The sequence below is a fragment of the Neisseria sp. genome (assembly GCF_041804105.1).
Taxonomy (GTDB): Bacteria; Pseudomonadota; Gammaproteobacteria; order Burkholderiales; family Neisseriaceae; genus Neisseria.
The window spans coordinates 1-18,645 of record NZ_JBHCJY010000138.1 but is presented as its reverse complement, the minus strand read 5'-3'; the positions used below and the strand labels follow the sequence as shown (position 1 = coordinate 18,645).

Here is an 18,645-nt window from a genome sequence, read left to right as displayed (position 1 = left end):
TGCGATGCCGAACCGTGTGAGAAAATCGGCGGCGTGCTGCATGACGGGCCAGTCGCTGTCGCTGCCCATGATGATGCCTACTTCTATCATGCGGGAATCCTTCCGGGAAATTGGGGGGAATATCAAGACCGTCTGAAAATTTTTCCGTTTATGATGAGACACCTGGTGCCAATAGTGTTAAAGAATGTTTGTTTTTACGTTGTAAGGTATTGCGTTAACAGGGTTTTTGCCGTTTAATTGCGCCTGTCGCAACATGCGGCATCCACTTTGTATGTGGCCACAACCACCGCTGCAATCTTCTTTCACTGACATTTCTCAAAGTAAGGACGAAACCATGAAAAAATCGCTGTTGGTTACTGCGCTGACAGGTCTTTTCTTAGCGGCCTGCGGCGGTGGTGAAAAATCATCACAGCCCGGTGCGGCGGCGGCAGATTCTGCCGCACAACAACCCGCAACAAATGCGCTGAATATCTATAATTGGTCAGACTATGTTGATCCGGCAACAGTGCAAGAGTTTGAAAAAGCCAATAATGTCAAAGTGCGTTACGATTACTACGACAGTAATGAAACTTTGGAAGCCAAAGTGCTTACCGGCAAATCGGGCTATGATCTTGTCGCACCGTCAATTGCCAACGTTGGCCGGCAAATCAAGGCAGGTGCTTATCAGGAAATCGATAAAAATCAGATTCCGAATTATAAAGAGATTGACCCTGAACTATTATCTCTGATGGCTCAGGTGGATCCGGGTAATAAATATGCCGTTCCTTATTTCTGGGGGATTAACACGCTGGCCATCAATAAAAAATTGGTCGCCAAAGCATTGGGCAGCGAAAAGCTGCCTGAAAACGAATGGGATTTGGTATTCAACCCCGAATATACGTCTAAGTTGAAAAATTGCGGTATCAGCTTTTTTGACAGCGCTACCGAACAAATTCCGCTGGCTTTGAACTACATTGGCAAAAATCCCAACAGTGAAAATCCGGAAGACATCAAAGCTGCAGTAGAAATGATGAAAAAAGTGCGGAAAGATGTGAAACGTTTCAGCTCTTCGGGTTATATTGACGATATGGCTGCCGGAAACCTGTGTGTTGCCATCGGCTACGGTGGTGATTTGAACATCGCCAAAAACCGTGCAAAAGATGCGAAAAACGGAGTTGAGTTGGCAGTGCTGACACCGAAAACAGGCGTGGGTATATGGATTGATTCGTTTATGATTCCGAAAGACGCGAAAAATGCCGCCAATGCTCATAAGTACATCAATTACACGCTGACTCCCGAAGTTGCCGCGAAAAACGGTAATTTCGTGACTTATGCTCCTGCAAGTCTGCCTGCCCGTAAGCTGATGGATAAAAAATACAGTGACGATGCCAGCATTTTCCCGAGTAAGGAAGTGAAGGATAAGAGCTTCGTTATCCTGCCGAAATCGCCCAACTCCAGTAAAATTGCCGTCCGTTTATGGCAAGGTTTGAAGGCAGGGCAATAAGGCCGTCTGAAAACACATTTGCAAAAAAGTACTGCGGTATGCGGTGCTTTTTTGTTGGGTTTGTAGTGTGCAAAATCTTTTTCCTTATCTCGGAAGAATCCGTTTTTATATCTAAAATTTATCGAGAGATTTTTTACTCCAAAAAATCGTAACAGGCCGTCTGAAAACTGTTTTCAGACGACCTACTGTATAGTGAAATGAATATGGTTGGTACATGGAATGGAAACCGGCAATTTAAGACCATATATTTTTCGGTTTGATTGCAGAAGAAAAAATATAAATACACTCTGGGATGCCGAAGTGTTTTTCAGACGACCAATATGCCGTCTGAAAAACGGTTTGCTGTTTTGGAAATGTATGAAAAAGCCCGATACGGAAATATCGGGCTTTTTGTTATCCAACTTGGGAAGTTTGGATAAGAACAGAATCCTTATTTTTTCTGACCGCCGGCTTCGGCAAAGTATTTCGAATGAATTTTGTCGTACTCCCCGCTCTCGCGTACTTTTTTCAGCGCGTCGTTCAGCATCTTCTGAGTAGCCGCATCGCCTTTGCGTGTGGCGATACCGTAACTTTCTTTGGTGAAGTCGGGTAAGGCAATGGTGGTAAATCCTTTGCTGGAATTGTTTTTTACATAGTTCAGAATCACGGCGCTGTCGCTGACCACCACATCCAAGCCACCGTTTTCCAATTCTTTGATAACCAACGGTACGGTTTCGAAACGGGCGATTTTCGGACTGCTGCTGCCGAGCATTTTCGATACGGTAAAGTCGCCGGTATAACCGGTTACAACACCGACTTTATTCAGTTTCTTCAAGTCTTCGGCAGACTTGACGTCTTTGCCTTTGGGAACGAGCACGATTTGCGTGATTTCAAAATACGGATCGGTAAAATCCATGGTTTGTTTCCGCTCGTCGGTAATGGTTACGCCAGACATTACCAAATCGGCATCGCCGTTTTGCAGCGCAGGAAAGAGACTGTCCCACGGCTGATGTTTGAATTCGATTTTGAAATTGCCGGCTTTGGACATGGCGGTCATCAAATCGACATCGAAACCTTCGATTTTTCCGTCGGGCGTGCGTGATTCAAACGGAGCAAATTCGGCATTGGTAACGATGCGGTAGACTTTATTGGGATCGGGTTTGGCTTCGCCGGTTTGGCTGCCTTGACCGCCGCAGGCGGAAAGGGCAAAGGCGGAACAGGCTACGGCGGTTGCCAGCCATTTGGTCAGGTTCATGCGGATTCCTTTTGCAGTTCGGTTGAGGGAAAGCAGGTAGTTTAGCAGATATTTACAGTGGGGCAATGTCGGTAAACGGCATTCGGATTCGGTAAGGCCGTCTGAAAACGGTTTCAGCATATCATACCTGTAATGCCATAGTCAGGGAAACGGTTTTTAAGTTGTTTAAAAAACATTGTGTTAATGAGCAAATAAAATCCGAACAGCAAATAATGCTTGCTTTGGCCGTGTGATTTTGGTTTAATGCACACTTCTCGAAAACGAGACGGCCAGATAGCTCAGTCGGTAGAGCAACGGATTGAAAATCCGTGTGTCGGCAGTTCGATCCTGCCTCTGGCCACCAAACCGCATTATGCGGTTATTTTTTTGTCTATTGTTAATGTTCGGTACTATTTCTTTGGGTGTGTTTAGTGCGGACAAATGATTAGAGATATGGAAATGGTGGCGGTAAAACAAAACCATTGAAACTACCCTGAAACCGTATCAATTTGTTTTTAGGCCGTCTGAAAAGTAAGGTTGTGCATGGATGTGATGTTAATGGCCTGCATAGGTAAGACGGGCTGCTCTAAATTTCCGTCATGCCGGCGCAGGCAAAAATTTATGCTTAACCGCTGGTTTAAACAAGCACTTATGAATATCGAAGTCAGATTTCCTCCTGTGCGGGAGTGACGAAAAATCAAGCATCAACGTAATCTCTAAACACAGCCACAAGTAATCAATGACTTTTATGATAGTGGATTTAAAATACTACTGTTAAGACAGTGTTGTAAAATGTGAAAATCATGAAAATTGTTGAAAAATAAGGTGTTGATTTGGTTCTGAGGGGCGTAAGGGCTTGTCCGGCAGACACCTTGGTCGGGAAAAAACGTATGCCGATTGGTGGTGCGTCGGACTTGTTTTATAATACCAGCCGTAACAGTGAAACCGTTCAACTGCTTTACTCGATAGTCGTCGTCAGCCGAACCGGCGGGTTGTCGGCGTTTCCTTTTGGGGAAAACGCCTGTTTTATAGCCTAACCTGTCCAAGCGGCTTTTATGGGTCAAATAATAAAATACCGGCGCACTTTTAGCCTTGTTTGAAAGTGCTGCACATTATTTAGAAACGGACAGGTTGAATCCATGAGTGTTGGATTATTAAGGGTTTTGGTACAGAGCCAGATTATCAACAACAGTCAGGCCGAGCAGTACCACAATGAATTGAAGGCCGGCAAGGCCGTGATGCCGATGCTGTTTGAAGGCGGCATTATTTCTCCTAAATCTTTAGGAGAGTTGGTGGCGCGCGTGTTCAGCTATCCTTTGCTGGATTTGCGCCATTTTCCGCGCAGCAATGTACTGACCGATGTGTTGACCGAAGAGCAGATGGTTCAGAACCGCTGCATTCCCATTTTCCGCCGCGGCCGTAAGGTTTTCCTGGCGGTATCTGATCCTACCCAAATCCAGAATTTCCAAAAAATCGCGTTTGCGTCGGGTATTTCCGTTGATTTGGTGGTGGTGCAGGATGATCAGCTCAGTTCATTTCTTGAATTTTTAGGACAGCGTTCCACAACCATTTTGAAAGAAATGAGTAAGGAGCATGAGGCCGCTGCGCCTGCTCAAGCGTTGTTTATCGATAATGAAGAAGCGGAAGATGGTCCGATTCCGCGGTTTATTCATAAAACGCTTTCAGATGCGCTGAATGCGGGTGCATCAGATATCCATTTCGAATTTTACGAACAGACGGCGCGGGTGCGTTTCCGCGTGGACGGCCAATTACGTGAAGTCGTGCAGCCTCCGGTTGCCGTGCGTGGACAGTTGGCATCGCGCATCAAAGTAATGGCACGTTTGGATATTTCCGAAAAACGTATTCCGCAGGACGGCCGTATCCAAATCGCTTTTCATAAGCACGGCCGGCCTACCGATTTCCGTGTGAGCACGCTGCCGACGCTGTTCGGCGAAAAAGTGGTAATGCGTATTCTGAACTCCGATGCGGCATCTTTGAACATCGACCAGTTGGGCTTCGAGCCGTTTCAAAAAGAACTGCTGTTGGAAGCGATTCACCGCCCTTACGGGATGGTGCTGGTTACGGGGCCGACCGGTTCGGGTAAAACGGTGTCGCTTTATACCTGTCTGAACATTCTCAATACCGAGGGGGTTAATATTTCCACGGCCGAAGACCCTGCGGAAATTAACCTGCCCGGCATTAATCAGGTAAACGTAAACGACAAACAGGGATTGACCTTTGCGGCTGCATTGAAATCTTTCCTGCGCCAAGATCCGGACATCATCATGGTGGGCGAGATTCGTGACTTGGAAACAGCGGATATTGCCATCAAAGCCTCGCAAACCGGCCATATGGTGTTTTCGACGCTCCATACCAATAATGCGCCGGCAACGCTGTCGCGTATGCTGAATATGGGGGTGGCGCCGTTCAATATCGCGAGTTCGGTCAGTCTGATTATGGCGCAGCGTCTGTTGCGCCGTCTGTGTCCGAACTGTAAAACACCCGTGGAGCGTCCGCCCGTGCCGGCGCTGAAAAAAGCCGGTTTTACCGACGAAGATTTGGCCAAGGATTGGACGATGTACCGTCCGGTCGGTTGCGATACCTGCCGCGGTAAGGGTTTTAAAGGACGTGCCGGTGTGTATGAAGTCATGCCGATTACCGACGAAATGCAGCGCGTGATTATGAATAACGGCACGGAAGTCGATATTCAGAAAATGGCTTATCAGGAAGGCATGGTCGATTTGCGCCGTGCCGGCCTGTTGAAAGTGATGCAGGGGCTGACTTCTTTGGAAGAAGTGCTTGCCAATACCAACGATTAAGGTTTGCCGGTCTCCGCTTTGCCGAAGAGGAGGCCGGCAGACTCTGATACAACCGACGACTAAAATAATTTTTAAGGGGTAAACATGGCTCAGACCAAGCCTATGGGTGCGAAAGCCCAAAAAGACAAGGGTAAACGTTTTACGTTTGAAGGCAAAAACATCGAAACCGAACAGCTTGTTCGTGGCGAGGTGGTTGCGAAAGACGAGGAAGAAGCACGTAAAAAACTTCAGCGTCGCGGCATCAAACCATTGCGCATTAGTAAAGCGAAAGCCGTTCGCAAAAAACGCATCACTCAGGAAGACATTACCGTCTTTACCCGCCAGTTGGCTACGATGATGAAAGCCGGTTTGCCGTTGATGCAGGCGTTTGAAATCGTGGCGCGCGGCCATTCCAATCCGTCGATGACGCAAATGCTGATGCAGGTGCGTGCCGAAGTGGAGCAGGGCAGTTCGATGGGTAAGGCTTTTTCCGCCCATCCGAAATATTTCGACCGTTTCTACTGCAATCTGGTAGCGGCAGGCGAAGCGGGCGGTGTCTTGGAGTCATTGCTGGACAAACTGGCTGTTTATAAAGAAAAAACCCAAGCCATCAAGAAAAAGGTAAAAAGCGCATTGACTTATCCGATTGCGATTGTGGTGGTGGCCATTGTATTGGTATTCGTAATGATGGTATGGGTGCTGCCTTCATTCGGCCAGGTGTACGAAAGCATGGGTGCGGAGCTGCCCGGCCTGACGCAAATCGTGATGAACATGTCCGATTTCATCGTGAAATACGTATGGGTGATCGTTATCGGTGCTGCGCTGGCGTGTTTCGGTGTGTTCCAATGGTATAAAAAATCCCCTGCGCTACAAAAACGCGTTGATGCCTTTTTGCTGAAGTTGCCGATTTTCGGCCCGATTGTGCAGAAGGCCACCATTGCCCGCTGGTCTCGTACCACGGCCACTTTGTTTGCCGCCGGTGTGCCGTTGGTGGAGGCACTCGATTCCGTTGCCGGTGCGGCGGGCAATATTCTGTATGAAGAAGCCACACAGGACATCCGTTCCAAAGTAACCCAAGGCTTGTCGTTGTCTTCCAGTATGCAGGCAACCGATATGTTCCCGAACATGGTTCTTCAGATGGCCTCTATCGGCGAAGAAGCCGGTTCGCTTGACGAGATGCTGGACAAGGCTGCGGAATTTTATGAAGACGAAGTCGATAATGCCGTTGCACAACTGTCTTCCCTGATGGAGCCTATCATCATGGTGGTACTCGGTTCGATTATCGGTGTGATTCTGGTGGCCATGTATCTGCCGCTGTTCAACCTCGGTAATGTGGTCGGCGGCTGATATGGCAGGCTTCTTATCGGATTTGTCCCAAGCACTCGCGCCGTTTGCCGTTCCGTTGGCGGTGGTGCTGGGACTCTTAATCGGCAGTTTTCTGAATGTGGTGATTTACCGCGTGCCGGTAATGATGGAGCGCGGTTGGACGCTGTTTGCAAAAGAACACCTGAACCAGCCGCTGACAGAAGAAGAACAGCAGCCGTTCAATCTGGTCAAGCCGGATTCCCGCTGCCCGAAGTGCCATGCGCCGGTTAAGGCGTGGCAAAATATCCCTGTGATCAGTTACCTGATGCTCGGCGGCAGATGCGCCACCTGCAAAACGCCCATCAGCAAGCGTTACCCCCTCATCGAACTGCTTACCGGCATTCTGTTCGGTTTGGTGGCATGGAAATACGGTTGGAGCTGGATTGCTTTCGGCGGCTTGGTCTTTACCGCGTTTTTAGTGGCGCTTACCTTTATCGACGCCGATACCCAATACCTGCCCGATTCGATGACGCTGCCTTTGGTATGGCTCGGTTTGCTGTACAACATCAACGGTGCTTATGTGCCCCTTGCTTCCGCAGTTTGGGGGGCAGTGTGCGGCTATATGAGCCTGTGGCTGTTGAATTATACGTTTAAGCTGATTACCGGCCGCCAAGGTATGGGCGGCGGCGATTTCAAGTTGTTGGCCGCATTGGGCGCATGGCTTGGTGTGGCGGTGTTGCCGGTATTGGTGTTTATGTCGGCATTGGTCGGATTGCTCGGTGCGCTGGTTATGCGCATCGCCAAAGGGCAGCAGTTTGCTTTCGGTCCCAGTTTGGCCGTGTCGGGTCTGATTATTTTTCTGGCGCGCGACCACGTGGCGGCAGGGATCAACTGGTGGTTGGCTTCATCCGGATTCTGAGTCTCCGTTTGATGCTGTGATTTAAAAATACCTTGCAGACAGCCTGTCGCACGGTTATCTTTTCAGACGGCCTTATCCGCGCGGTAAGGCCGTCTGAAAACTTTCTGCCGACGGCACAACCATCGGCTTGAAACCGTTTATCCGAATAGGGCGGATAAACTTTGAAAAACGGTGCGGCGGTTTTCCGGTTGCTGCCATCCCGTGCAGGCGGAAGCCTGCGTTTGGGTTTTACAGGAATAGCCGTTTTACAGGAAAGACGGATTTTCGTGCCGACAGCCGAAACGGACAGCCAAGTAAACGGTTTCCGTTGAGACGGCAAAATACGTTTTCATCCCGCAAAAAATACGGAGTAAGGCAAGCAATGACCATATGGATAGGGCTGACGGGCGGAATCGGCAGCGGCAAAACCCGAACGGCGGAAATATTCGCCGGATTCGGTGTGCCCTGCATCGATGCCGATGCGGTCAGCCGCGCGCTGACGGCTGAAAACGGGCGGGCATTGCCGGCCATACGGCAATGTTTCGGCCGTGTCGTGTTTGACGGAATAGGCCGTCTGAACCGTGCCGCATTGCGCGAAGAAGTTTTCAGACGGCCTGAATCGAAAGCAGTCTTGGAAGCCTTGATGTTTCCGCTGATATTGGAAGGCATTGCCGATCAACAACATCGGCAGACAAATGCGGTGTACGGCATCATCGATATTCCGCTGTTGGTGGAAAAACCCGCTTTCCGAGCCTTGGCTGCCCGCGTATTGGTGGTGGATGTGCCGGAAGACGTGCAGATTCTGCGCGTGCGGCAGCGCAGCGGTTTGGCCGAAGAAGAAGTCCGCCGCATCATGGCCGCCCAGGCATCCCGCCGCGACCGCCTGCTTGCTGCCGACGATGTGTTGTGCAACGATGGTACGGTAAATGAATTGGCGGAAAAGGCCGTCCGTCTGAACCGCTATTACCAAGCCGTTTTCAGCGCAGCCAAAACCGATGCCTGCCCTTTTCAGACGACCTGATGTGGGTGCGGGTAAATTTTGAAAACATGAGTTTATGAATATCGGCAAAGGATTTCCGCTTGTGCGGGAATGACGGTATCGGTACCGTCAACGCATTATCCGAACACAGCCGTTTGTTATAGGAAAGCGCATGAACAAACCCGTTACCGTCAAATGCCCGAACTGTGGTACCGCCGTCGAATGGCGTGCCGAAAGCATTTACCGTCCGTTTTGCAGCAAACGCTGCAAGCTCATCGATTTGGGACAGTGGGCAGACGAGAGCTATACCGTTGCCGCAGAAGACGAGCCGATGTCCGGTTTCGACGGCAACTTCCCGCCGCCGCGCCATTGATGCGTCTTGGAACGGCTTCGGTATCAGCCGCAGGCAGGGTTGTTGTCGGGCAAGATTTTTCACTTTAAGTACGGTTTTATCGAGCCTGTGGCCGACTTCCGACGACGATACCCTGCCTGTGCCGTGAGGCCGTCTGAAAACGGCAGACACACCGCCCGAGCCCGTTCAGACGGCCTGTTTTGCGTTAAAATAAACCTTTACCGAATTCCGAAAGCCAAACCATGTCTTACCAGCAAATCACCATCGCCGTAAACGACCATACCGCCGAACGTCTGGCCGACGCATTGATGGAACACGGTGCTTTGTCCGCCGCCATTGAAGATGCCTACGCGGGTACGGAGGGCGAGCAGCCGATTTTCGGCGAACCCGGTATGCCGTCTGAACAGGTTTGGCAGCAGAGCAAAGTCATCGCGCTGTTCGGCGCACACGACGACACCGCGCCGACGGTGGCCGCCGCCTGTGCCGACTGCGGCATCGATACGCCCGAATATACGGTCGAAATCCTGCCCGAACAGGATTGGGTGCGGCTGACGCAGGCGCAGTTCGACCCGATTCGGATTTCCGACCGCCTGTGGATTACCCCGTCGTGGCACGAGGCTCCCGATGCGGATGCAGTGAATCTGCAACTCGACCCCGGCCTTGCTTTCGGTACCGGCAGCCACCCGACCACGCGTCTGTGCCTGCAATGGCTCGACACCGAACTCAAAGGCGGCGAAAGCGTGCTTGATTACGGTTGCGGTTCCGGCATTCTTGCGATTGCCGCCTTGAAACTCGGTGCAGGCAGCGCCGTCGGCGTGGACATCGACGAACAGGCCGTCCGCGCCAGCCGCGACAATGCCGAACAAAACCAAGCCGATGCTGCGTTTTACCTGCCCGACGAACTGCCGGAAGGACAGTTCGACGTGGTGGTGGCCAACATCCTTGCCAACCCCTTGCGCCTGCTGGGGGAAATGCTCGCCGCCCGCACCAAACAAGGCGGCCGCATCGTATTGTCGGGCCTGCTCGACGACCAGGCGGAAGAACTCGGCGGAATATACGGGGAATGGTTCGACTTGGCTCCGGCACGCATCGAAGAAGGCTGGGCATGCCTGAGCGGCGTGAAGCGGTAGGAAGCGTGTTTGCCGTTCGGACAGCGCAAGTCGGTCGGATTCGTTGACCGGACGGCCGGGTTGGGATGATGCGTTGACGGCTGTGAATGCTGTCAACCAACATTAGTTAACACGCTGTACAAACACGGTATCCCATAAAGACCGCTTGAGGCCGTCTGAAAAATGTTCAGACGGCCTTTGTGCGGTTTCGGGCGGATGCGGCTTGCCGTTAAAGTGCCCGTCACAGGCCGTCTGAAGAACACACGGTTTTCAGACGGCCTTTTGTTTCGCTACCGGTATCGTGCGGATAAACTTTCGGCGCAGTAGCTTTCCGATTTTGTTTCGCTATAAAATCAGCTGTTTCCATCTGCCACTGCATACTGCGCCATGTCCGACCCGATTGCCGCCTTTCTCGACCATCTTTGGCTGACCGCCCGTCTCAGCCGCAACACGCTCGAAGCCTACCGCCGCGACCTTGAAAAAACCGCAGGCCGTCTGAATGTTGCAGGTTACGGTTGGCACGACACCGACGGCGCAGCGTTGGCCGAAGCCGTTTACCATCCCGACGACAGCCAAAGCACCCAGGCCCGCACGCTGTCGGCCTGCAAGCGTTTCTACGGCTGGCTCGAAGAAAACGGCAGCCGTAGCGACAATCCCACCCGACACCTGAAAAGCCCTTCGCAAGCCAAGTCTCTGCCTGTGCTGATTACCGAAAACCAAATCGACAGTTTGTTGTCCGCTCCCGATACCGACACCCCGCACGGCCTGCGCGACAAGGCGCTGCTCGAGCTGATCTACGCCACCGGCCTGCGCGTAACCGAGGCCGTGAAACTGCGTCTCAACGAAGCCGATTTGGCCAAAGGCATCATCAACACCGTCGGCAAGGGCAACAAGCAGCGCATCGTGCCGCTGGGTGCCGAAGCCGCCTACTGGATAGGCCGCTATCTTGCCGAAGCCCGCCCGCAGCTCTTAAAAAACAAAACGCTCGATGAAATATTCGTCAGCCAGAAGTGCACGGGCATTACCCGCCAGCTTGCCTGGATGATTGTGAAAAACTACGCCGAAGCCGCCGGTATCCGCAATCTCAGCCCGCACGGTTTGCGCCATGCGTTCGCCACCCATCTCGTCAACCACGGCGCCGACCTGCGCGTCGTCCAAAGCCTGCTCGGTCATGCCGACATCAGCACCACTCAGATCTATACCCACGTTGCCAACCAAAGGCTGAAAAGCATCGTGGAAGAACATCATTCACGAAACTGAAAGGTGGTGCGGCGTGAAACAGGTTCGGCATCCGGCTGGCGCAGGTCTGCATTTCCCGCAGATGATGCAAATGCGTGGATGACCGGCCCGCCGCTGATCCGCATCCGGTTGCCAAAACAAAGGCCGTCTGAACAGTTTTCAGACGGCCTTTACTCGGGCAAGAAGTGAAACGGCGGTTTACGCAAACGGCTGCAATTCGGGATTGATGTCGCTGCGCGCCAGATTGTTGGCGTAGTTGCACAGGGTGGCCAGCGCAACGCCGAGCACCACTTCCAATGCCTGCTGTTCGTTGTAGCCCGCATCGAAGAAGGCTTTCAGCTCGTCGTCGGATACATTGCCTTTGTTTGCCATCACGGCTTGGGTAAACAGCGCCAGACGGTTGAGTTTGGCATCGTCCAGTGCGGCGGTATTGCGCAGCGCTTCGATGGCTTGGGGTTCGAGCAGGTTTTTCTTGGTGCTCAAAGCGGTGTGGCCGGCTTTGCAGAAACCGCACTGGTTCAGCACGGCGGCGGTAATCTGCACCACTTCACGCTCGCCCGCGGTCAGGCTGGTGGTGGCATTGAGCGCGCCCACATCCTGATACATTGCCAGCGCGGCGGGGGAGTTGGCCAAAACGCCGATCAGGTTGGGCAGGAAGCCGTTGTTTTTCAAAGCGGTTTCCACGCGCGCTTTGGCGGCTTCGGGAGCGGTTTCCACGGTGTGTACGGTCAGGCGTGCCATATTGTTCCTTTGCTTGGGAAGTTGTCGAAAACCGCATTATAGTCAAGCAGGCCGTCTGAAAGCAAAAACCTTTGGGTATAAGCGCATACGCTTGCGGTAATATCGGGCGGGGTTTCAGACGGCCTGTGTTAAAATCCGCCCTGTCAAATCCCACCATCCACAGCGAGCGCACCATGGCAGGCAATACATTCGGACAACTCTTCACCGTAACCACCTTCGGCGAAAGCCACGGCCCCGCATTGGGCTGCATCATCGACGGCTGCCCGCCCGGGCTGGCTCTAACCGAACAAGACATCCAAACCGATCTCGACCGCCGCAAACCCGGCACCAGCCGCCACGTTACCCAACGGCGCGAAGCCGACGAAGTGGAAATCTTATCGGGCGTGTTCGAAGGCAAAACCACCGGCACCCCCATCGCCCTGCTCATCCGCAACACCGACCAGCGCAGCAAAGACTACGGCAACATCGCCCGCCAATTCCGCCCCGGCCACGCCGACTACACCTATTGGCACAAATACGGCACGCGCGACTACCGCGGCGGCGGCCGCAGTTCTGCCCGTGAAACCGCCGCCCGCGTGGCCGCAGGCGCAGTCGCCAAAAAATGGCTGAAACAGCAGTTCGGCACCGAAATCGTCTGCTGGGTAACGCAGGTGGGCGAAGTCGAAATTGCCTTTGAAAACGAAGATTTTATCGGTCAAAACCCGTTTTTCGCCGCCAACCAAAGCCAAATCGCCGAACTCGAAGCCTATATGGACAGCGTGCGCAAATCGCTCGATTCGGTGGGTGCCAAGCTGCACATCGAAGCGCGCAACGTGCCTGTGGGTCTGGGCGAACCGGTGTTCGACCGGCTCGATGCCGACATCGCCTATGCCCTGATGAGCATCAACGCCGTCAAAGGCGTGGAAATCGGCGACGGCTTCGGCGTGGTGGCGCAGCGCGGCAGCTGCCACGGCGACGAACTCACGCCGCAGGGCTTCAAATCCAACCACGCCGGCGGCATACTCGGCGGCATTTCCACGGGGCAGACCGTTACCGCCAACTTCGCCATCAAACCCACCAGCTCCATCGCCACGCCGCGCCGGTCCATCGACATCGACGGCAACCCCGTGGAAATCGCCACCCACGGCCGCCACGACCCCTGCGTCGGCCTGCGCGCCGCCCCGATTGCCGAAGCCATGCTCGCGCTGGTGTTGATCGACCACGCATTACGCCACCGTGCGCAGAATGCCGATGTGCGCGTCAGTACCCCCGATATTGAAAGGCGGTAACGCCCGCGTCAGGCCGTCTGAAAACGCCGCGTGCAGCGGATGCGTTCGCATTTTGCTAACGGTTCAGACGGCCTTAACGATGGCACGATGCAGCAAAGGCTGTTTGAAAAAGTGCGGTTGGAAAACCTGCCAATCCTGTTTTTGAACATACAGGCCGTCTGAAAAACATTTCAGACGGCCTTAACGATGGCATGATGCAGCAAAGGCTGTTTGAAAAAGTGCGGTTGGAAAACCTGCCAATCCTGTTTTTGAACATACAGGCCGTCTGAAAAACATTTCAGACGGCCTTTGCCAAAGACTGTGTCGGGATGAGGCAGTTTTCCGCCATTCCCGCTCAGGCGGGAATCCGGAGCTTTGACGCGAGAAACAAACCAATATTTTTAAGCGATGCCGCCATTTCGACATTCCGCATTCCCGCCTGCGCGGTAGCGGCGGGAGTGTGGGATCAATCCGCGAGCAACGGAATCCCCAAACAGACTTGCCGAACAGTAACACCGCTTGCCCCGCCGCCATGAGCGGCTGCCACAATATTACGGAAACATATGACTCAAAAAGCAAAATTTATTTTACTCGCAGCAATTATCACCGCAACCGCCGTGTTGGTTTTTACCGTATCCCCGACTGCCCGCACGCTTGCTTCGCTGGCGGTTTGCGCGCCGACAGGCGGAAAGTGGCACCATACCAAAGAATACTGTATCCGCCCCGACTGCCGCCAAAACGGAACGTGCGGTCTATCGGCAGGGCAGGACTGTCCGCATCCCGGCCTGAATGTCGGCGACCATTTGGACAAAGCATGGTTTGTTTGGGGCGAAGGCGTCAAACGCCCCGACGGACGCTACGAATGGTGGCATAAGGCGGGTAACTGGCCGTCTGCTATCGTTACCGTGGACAAAGAAGAAACCGTCACGGCCATCCGATGCCATCCGCAGGAATAGCTGCCGCCTGCGGTGCAGCGATTCCGTGCCGATAGAGCAAAAACCTAAAAACCCTTACCAAAACAAAAACTTTATAATACAATGCCAATCAGTTGTCCGCGCCGGAGCCTGCGCGGATTTGTTACACAGGATAACCAGCATGACACAAGAAACCGCATTGGGCGCTGCGTTGAAGTCGGCCGTCCAGACCATGAGCAAGAAAAAACAGACCGATATGATTGCCGACCATATCTACAACAAATACGATGTTTTCAAAAAATTCAAGCCCTTGGCCGTCGGCATCGACCAAGACCTTGTGGCTGCGCTGCCCCAGTTCGACCCTGCGCTTATCGCCCGCGTGCTGGCCAACCACTGCCGCCGTCCGCGCTATCTGAAAGCGCTCGCCCGCGGCGGCAAGCGTTTTGATTTGAACAACCGCTTCAAAGGCGATGTCAGCGCCGAAGAGCAGGCTGTTGCGGCCCAGCATCCGATGGTGAAAGAGGCGTTGGAAAAACAGGCCGAACGCAAAGCCGCTGCGGAAGAGGCAAAAGCGGCGGAAACCGAGAAGCTGGAACAGGATGCGGAAACGGCGGGCGAAGCCTCCGCCGTTGCGGAAACCGTGGAGAGCGCAGCGGAATAAACCGGCGTTTTGCCGCCGTAACGGATAAGGCCGTCTGAACATGGTTTCAGACGGCCTTTTGTTGTGTACGGCTAACGGATTCAAGCCCGCATCAGGCTTTGAGCAGTTCCTGCAGTTCGCCGGCTTCGTACATTTCCATCAGGATGTCGGAGCCGCCGACGAATTCGCCGTTGACATAAAGCTGGGGGATGGTCGGCCAGTCGCTGTATTCTTTGATGCCTTGGCGGACTTCGTCGTTTTCCAATACGTTGACGGTAACGTAGTCTTCGCAGCCTGCGGCATTGAGAATCTGCACGGCGCGGGAAGAGAAGCCGCATTGGGGGAACTGCTTGGTGCCTTTCATAAACAGCACCACGCGGTGGGTGGTTACGACTTCTTTAATCTGTTCTTGAATGCTCATGGTTTGTCCTTGTAAGGGATTGGCAGGAAAAAGAAAACGCCATTATACGCGCTTTGCCGCCGGCGGGAAAACGGTGTGCGGGCGTATCTTTATGAAGCGGGGGAAACCGTTTTTCCTTGCGTCGTGATGTTGTGTGGACAGGAATCCGGTGTTTAGGTTTTAAGTGTCGGTTCGGCTTGATGCGGGCTTGGACAATACTTTGGCGTTTCCGGATGAACGATTTGTGTACGGAGGCCAACAGGCGTTGCGCCAACGGATGCGGAGCCGTCCTGTCCCGAGGTTTTTGCCTGAACAGACGTGTCGCGGTTGCGGAGTATCCTGTCGAGTAGGGCGGGTTTGACAACGTAAATGTACCCGCTCAAGGCCGTCTGAAACCGTTCAGACGGCCTTGAGCGGAATGGAAAACCCGTTTTCAGACGGCCTGTTGCGCCAAAAACGCTTCCAGTTCTTCTTCAAACGGCATCCCGCTTTGCGCACCGGCTTTGGCAATCGACAGCGCGGCGGCGGCGCAGGCTTTTTTCACGGCGGAGGCCATACCGTCTTTCCAATATACGGCAAATGCGCCGTTGAAGGTGTCGCCCGCACCGGTGGAATCGACGGGGATGGCGCGGAATGCGGGTTGGTGGTGGATTTGGCCGTTTTCGTCGTTGTAGAGCGCGCCGTCCGAACCGATGGTCATCAGCACGGGGCAGCGGCTGCGGCGTATCATTTCTTCTGCCGACATCCCCGCAGGCAGGCCGAGGCTGCAGGCCAGCTCGGTGGTGTTGGGCGTGAGCAGCGTAACCAGTTCCAGCAGCTCTTCGGGCAGGCGTTGCGCGGGCGCGGGGTTGAGTACGAACGGTTTGCCGTGTTTCGCAGCCAGTTTTGCGGCGGTTATCACGCAGTCCATCGGGATTTCGAGCTGGGCGAGCACCACGTCGGCTTCGGCGATGCGGGATTCGGCGGCTTCGACATCGGCGGGTGTCAGGCCGGAATTGGCACCCGGCACCACGATAATCTGGTTTTCGCCGTCGGCCACGGTAATGTTGGCCATGCCGCTGGGCAGGTCGGGCAGGGTTTTGACATAGTCGGTATTGACGCCTTCGCGGTTGAGCACGGTCAGCAGCTCGTAGCCGAAACCGTCGTCGCCCACCGCGCCGACCATGGTAACGTCGGCTCCCAAACGCGCCGCCGCCACCGCCTGATTCGCGCCTTTGCCGCCGCTGTAACGTTGGAAATCCGTGCCCATCAGCGTTTCGCCGATGTCGGGAAAACGCCGGCATTGGGTAACCATATCCATGTTGATGCTGCCGACCACCGTAATTTTTGCGCGGTACATAATCTGTTCCTTCTTCTGTTGTTCTGCCGTCCGGATGTTTCAGACGGCCTGACGTTTGTTTATGTTGCGGGTTATTATACTGTGTTTATGATAATGCCGTTTATCTAATTTTTATACCGTTAATCTCGGATGAGCGGATTATATAGCAAGTTATATTCGTTTTGCATGAAAATAACACTGCAACGGGCACGGTTTGTTGCTTTTATGTTTCAGACGGCCTTTACGGGCGGTTTGTAAGCATGATTGATGATGGAGATTGCCGCAAAGTAGCGGTCGGATAAGTTGCGGTTCATGCGGTCGGTAAAACAGCTCGTAGGTACGGTTAGCCCGTTGGCGGGCGTAACCGTACGCAACGGCGGATACCGGTGAATAAAGGCCGTCTGAAATTATTTTCAGGCGGCCTTTTCGATACCTTTTCTAAATAAAGAACAGTTTTGATGAAACAGCGGCCGGATAAATTGCGGTTCATACTGTCGGTAAAGCCGCCCGTCGGACGGTTTGACGCATGGGAAACCGATATTTTTTCGGTAACGCAGCGGTTCAACATTCTGGATTCCCGCCTGCACGGGAATGACGGGTACGGTTTTTAGACGGCCTTTTACCCGTACCTGTTTTTCAGACGAATCAAGGCCGTCTGAAAACCCTATCAAATTTTCAGACGGCCTTTCATTTCAATTTTCAAGTTGGAATCAAATATCCACTTCCGCCGTATCCCCCTCGGCTTCCATCCACGCCCGGCGGCTGGCGGCTTCGCCTTTGCCCATCAGTTTCACGAAAATGCCGTGGGTTTCTTCGAGCGCGCCGTCGGGAATCTGTACTTGCAGCAGGCGGCGGGTGTCGGGGTGCATGGTGGTGTCTTTGAGCTGGTCGGGGTTCATTTCGCCCAAGCCTTTGAAACGGCTGATGGAATAGGCCGTTTCTTTCACGCCTTCGCTTTGCAGCCGCTCCAGAATGCTGTCAAGCTCGCCTTGGTCGAGGGCGTAGAGTTTGCGTGCGGGTTTGCTCTTGCCCTGCGCGTTCACGTCCACGCGGAAGAGCGGCGGTTGGGCGACATAAATATGGCCGTCTGAAACCAGCTTGGGGAAGTGGTGGAAAAACAGGGTAAGCAGCAGTACTTGGATGTGCGAGCCGTCCACGTCGGCGTCCGACAAAATGGCGATTTTGACGTAGCGCAGGCCGCTCAAATCAGGGTTGTCGCCCGCGCCGTGGGGGTCGACGCCGATGGCGACGGAAATATCGTGGATTTCGGCGTTGCCAAACAGTTGGTCGGGGTGGACTTCAAAGCTGTTGAGCACTTTGCCGCGCAGGGGCAGGATGGCTTGGGTGGCTTTGTCGCGCGCGAGTTTGGCGGAGCCGCCGGCCGAATCGCCTTCCACCAGAAACAGCTCGTTTTCGCGGATGTCTTCGCTTTCGCAGTCGGTGAGTTTGCCGGGTAGCACCGCCACGCCGCTGCCTTTTTTCTTTTCGATTTTCTTCACCGAGCGCATCCGCGCCTGTGCCTGCCGGATGGCGAGTTCGGCGATTTTTTTGCCGGCTTCTACGTTTTGGTTGAGCCACAATTCGAGCGGGTCGCCCGACACCGCGGCCACCAGTTTGAGCGCGTCGCGGTTGGTGAGTTTGTCTTTGGTTTGGCCTTGGAACTGCGGGTCGAGCACGCGGGCGGACAATACGAAGGCCACGCGGCCGAATACGTCGTCGCTTTGCACTTTCACGCCGCGCGGCAACAGGTTGTGGTGGTTGATAAAGTTGTTCACCGCTCCGAATACGGCCTGTTTCAGCCCGGCTTCGTGGGTGCCACCCAGCGGGGTAGGGATCAGGTTGACGTAGCTCTCGCTGTTGCACACGCCGTCTTCCAGCCAAGTGAGCGCGAAAGCCGCGCCTTCGCCGACGGCGAAATCGCTGTCGTGGCCGTTTGAAATATAGTTTTCGCTGGCAAACACCGGCACGGCTTCCTGCGCTTCGCTGATTAAGTCGAGCAGATAGCCCTT

The 18,645-nt window shown here is 53.7% G+C and carries 18 protein-coding genes and 1 tRNA gene; 12 read left to right on the top strand and 7 right to left on the bottom strand.

The window, feature by feature from the left end; genetic code table 11:
* Nucleotides 1–90 (bottom strand): AIR carboxylase family protein (locus tag ACEYDX_RS11830; protein WP_373742217.1); only part of this gene is annotated, 90 nt, incomplete at its 3' end.
* A 244-nt stretch (nucleotides 91–334) separates the two neighbouring features.
* On the opposite strand from ACEYDX_RS11830, the gene ACEYDX_RS11825 reads away from it, so the two are divergent.
* Complete coding sequence (locus ACEYDX_RS11825; RefSeq protein ID WP_373742215.1) at nucleotides 335–1,483, top strand: polyamine ABC transporter substrate-binding protein; 1,149 nt, start codon at nucleotides 335–337, stop codon at nucleotides 1,481–1,483.
* Between the two features lie 430 nt (nucleotides 1,484–1,913).
* Here ACEYDX_RS11825 and ACEYDX_RS11820 read toward each other — a convergent pair whose 3' ends face one another.
* The gene (locus ACEYDX_RS11820) at nucleotides 1,914–2,717 is read right to left on the bottom strand and encodes a basic amino acid ABC transporter substrate-binding protein (RefSeq protein WP_373742214.1); all 804 of its coding nucleotides are present in this window, start codon (nucleotides 2,715–2,717) and stop codon (nucleotides 1,914–1,916) included.
* Nucleotides 2,718–2,984: 267 nt separating this feature from the next.
* On the opposite strand from ACEYDX_RS11820, the gene ACEYDX_RS11815 reads away from it, so the two are divergent.
* From ACEYDX_RS11815 to prmA, 7 genes are all read left to right on the top strand, one after another.
* A tRNA-Phe gene (locus ACEYDX_RS11815) sits at nucleotides 2,985–3,060 on the top strand.
* Between the two features lie 775 nt (nucleotides 3,061–3,835).
* Nucleotides 3,836–5,515 (top strand): type IV-A pilus assembly ATPase PilB, encoded by a 1,680-nt coding sequence (gene pilB, locus ACEYDX_RS11810; protein WP_373742213.1) that lies wholly within the window; start codon nucleotides 3,836–3,838, stop codon nucleotides 5,513–5,515.
* Between the two features lie 84 nt (nucleotides 5,516–5,599).
* Nucleotides 5,600–6,841: a type II secretion system F family protein gene (locus ACEYDX_RS11805; RefSeq protein WP_373742212.1), complete on the top strand. Its 1,242-nt coding sequence runs from the start codon at nucleotides 5,600–5,602 to the stop codon at nucleotides 6,839–6,841.
* 1 nt (nucleotide 6,842) lies between these two features.
* Nucleotides 6,843–7,718 carry an A24 family peptidase gene (locus ACEYDX_RS11800; protein ID WP_373742211.1) on the top strand — a complete coding sequence of 292 codons (876 nt, stop codon included), beginning with the start codon at nucleotides 6,843–6,845 and terminating at the stop codon, nucleotides 7,716–7,718.
* A gap of 361 nt (nucleotides 7,719–8,079) precedes the next feature.
* On the top strand, nucleotides 8,080–8,718 hold the full coding sequence (gene coaE / locus ACEYDX_RS11795) for a dephospho-CoA kinase (protein ID WP_373742210.1): 639 nt from the start codon (nucleotides 8,080–8,082) through the stop codon (nucleotides 8,716–8,718).
* A gap of 130 nt (nucleotides 8,719–8,848) precedes the next feature.
* The gene (gene yacG, locus ACEYDX_RS11790) at nucleotides 8,849–9,049 is read left to right on the top strand and encodes a DNA gyrase inhibitor YacG (RefSeq protein ID WP_373742209.1); all 201 of its coding nucleotides are present in this window, start codon (nucleotides 8,849–8,851) and stop codon (nucleotides 9,047–9,049) included.
* 221 nt (nucleotides 9,050–9,270) lie between these two features.
* Nucleotides 9,271–10,158: a 50S ribosomal protein L11 methyltransferase gene (gene prmA / locus ACEYDX_RS11785; RefSeq protein ID WP_373742208.1), complete on the top strand. Its 888-nt coding sequence runs from the start codon at nucleotides 9,271–9,273 to the stop codon at nucleotides 10,156–10,158.
* Nucleotides 10,159–10,378: 220 nt separating this feature from the next.
* Here the strand turns inward: prmA and ACEYDX_RS11780 are convergent, their stop codons facing one another.
* Entirely contained in the window at nucleotides 10,379–10,504 is a 126-nt protein-coding gene (locus ACEYDX_RS11780) for a hypothetical protein (RefSeq protein ID WP_373742207.1), read from the bottom strand.
* 20 nt (nucleotides 10,505–10,524) lie between these two features.
* Between ACEYDX_RS11780 and xerD the strand changes: the two genes are divergently transcribed.
* On the top strand, nucleotides 10,525–11,397 hold the full coding sequence (gene xerD, locus ACEYDX_RS11775; protein ID WP_373742206.1) for a site-specific tyrosine recombinase XerD: 873 nt from the start codon (nucleotides 10,525–10,527) through the stop codon (nucleotides 11,395–11,397).
* 177 nt (nucleotides 11,398–11,574) lie between these two features.
* Here xerD and ACEYDX_RS11770 read toward each other — a convergent pair whose 3' ends face one another.
* Complete coding sequence (locus ACEYDX_RS11770) at nucleotides 11,575–12,117, bottom strand: carboxymuconolactone decarboxylase family protein (protein ID WP_373742205.1); 543 nt, start codon at nucleotides 12,115–12,117, stop codon at nucleotides 11,575–11,577.
* Between the two features lie 173 nt (nucleotides 12,118–12,290).
* On the opposite strand from ACEYDX_RS11770, the gene aroC reads away from it, so the two are divergent.
* From aroC to ACEYDX_RS11755, 3 genes are all read left to right on the top strand, one after another.
* On the top strand, nucleotides 12,291–13,385 hold the full coding sequence (gene aroC, locus ACEYDX_RS11765; protein ID WP_373742216.1) for a chorismate synthase: 1,095 nt from the start codon (nucleotides 12,291–12,293) through the stop codon (nucleotides 13,383–13,385).
* Between the two features lie 542 nt (nucleotides 13,386–13,927).
* Entirely contained in the window at nucleotides 13,928–14,320 is a 393-nt protein-coding gene (locus ACEYDX_RS11760; protein WP_373742204.1) for a hypothetical protein, read from the top strand.
* A gap of 139 nt (nucleotides 14,321–14,459) precedes the next feature.
* Nucleotides 14,460–14,939, top strand: a complete 480-nt coding sequence (locus ACEYDX_RS11755; protein WP_373742203.1) for a ProQ/FINO family protein — start codon at nucleotides 14,460–14,462, stop codon at nucleotides 14,937–14,939.
* Nucleotides 14,940–15,030: 91 nt separating this feature from the next.
* On the opposite strand, the gene grxD is transcribed toward ACEYDX_RS11755, so the two are convergent.
* The 3 genes from grxD to ACEYDX_RS11740 form a co-directional block, all read right to left on the bottom strand.
* Nucleotides 15,031–15,339 (bottom strand): Grx4 family monothiol glutaredoxin, encoded by a 309-nt coding sequence (grxD, locus tag ACEYDX_RS11750; protein ID WP_373742202.1) that lies wholly within the window; start codon nucleotides 15,337–15,339, stop codon nucleotides 15,031–15,033.
* A gap of 412 nt (nucleotides 15,340–15,751) precedes the next feature.
* Nucleotides 15,752–16,657, bottom strand: coding sequence for a ribokinase (gene rbsK / locus ACEYDX_RS11745; RefSeq protein WP_373742201.1), 906 nt, complete (start codon nucleotides 16,655–16,657; stop codon nucleotides 15,752–15,754).
* 689 nt (nucleotides 16,658–17,346) lie between these two features.
* A partial coding sequence (locus ACEYDX_RS11740; RefSeq protein ID WP_373742200.1) for a toprim domain-containing protein occupies nucleotides 17,347–18,645 on the bottom strand: 1,299 nt, incomplete at its 5' end.

Coding starts and splice junctions, on each gene's coding strand:
- ACEYDX_RS11800 (WP_373742211.1), top strand. CDS start 6,843: ATGGCAGGCTTCTTATCGGATTTGTCCCAAGCACTCGCGCCGTTTGCC.
- grxD (WP_373742202.1), bottom strand. CDS start 15,339: ATGAGCATTCAAGAACAGATTAAAGAAGTCGTAACCACCCACCGCGTG.
- ACEYDX_RS11820 (WP_373742214.1), bottom strand. CDS start 2,717: ATGAACCTGACCAAATGGCTGGCAACCGCCGTAGCCTGTTCCGCCTTT.
- ACEYDX_RS11780 (WP_373742207.1), bottom strand. CDS start 10,504: ATGGAAACAGCTGATTTTATAGCGAAACAAAATCGGAAAGCTACTGCG.
- prmA (WP_373742208.1), top strand. CDS start 9,271: ATGTCTTACCAGCAAATCACCATCGCCGTAAACGACCATACCGCCGAA.
- yacG (WP_373742209.1), top strand. CDS start 8,849: ATGAACAAACCCGTTACCGTCAAATGCCCGAACTGTGGTACCGCCGTC.
- ACEYDX_RS11770 (WP_373742205.1), bottom strand. CDS start 12,117: ATGGCACGCCTGACCGTACACACCGTGGAAACCGCTCCCGAAGCCGCC.
- ACEYDX_RS11805 (WP_373742212.1), top strand. CDS start 5,600: ATGGCTCAGACCAAGCCTATGGGTGCGAAAGCCCAAAAAGACAAGGGT.
- ACEYDX_RS11755 (WP_373742203.1), top strand. CDS start 14,460: ATGACACAAGAAACCGCATTGGGCGCTGCGTTGAAGTCGGCCGTCCAG.
- rbsK (WP_373742201.1), bottom strand. CDS start 16,657: ATGTACCGCGCAAAAATTACGGTGGTCGGCAGCATCAACATGGATATG.
- ACEYDX_RS11760 (WP_373742204.1), top strand. CDS start 13,928: ATGACTCAAAAAGCAAAATTTATTTTACTCGCAGCAATTATCACCGCA.
- pilB (WP_373742213.1), top strand. CDS start 3,836: ATGAGTGTTGGATTATTAAGGGTTTTGGTACAGAGCCAGATTATCAAC.
- coaE (WP_373742210.1), top strand. CDS start 8,080: ATGACCATATGGATAGGGCTGACGGGCGGAATCGGCAGCGGCAAAACC.
- ACEYDX_RS11825 (WP_373742215.1), top strand. CDS start 335: ATGAAAAAATCGCTGTTGGTTACTGCGCTGACAGGTCTTTTCTTAGCG.
- xerD (WP_373742206.1), top strand. CDS start 10,525: ATGTCCGACCCGATTGCCGCCTTTCTCGACCATCTTTGGCTGACCGCC.
- aroC (WP_373742216.1), top strand. CDS start 12,291: ATGGCAGGCAATACATTCGGACAACTCTTCACCGTAACCACCTTCGGC.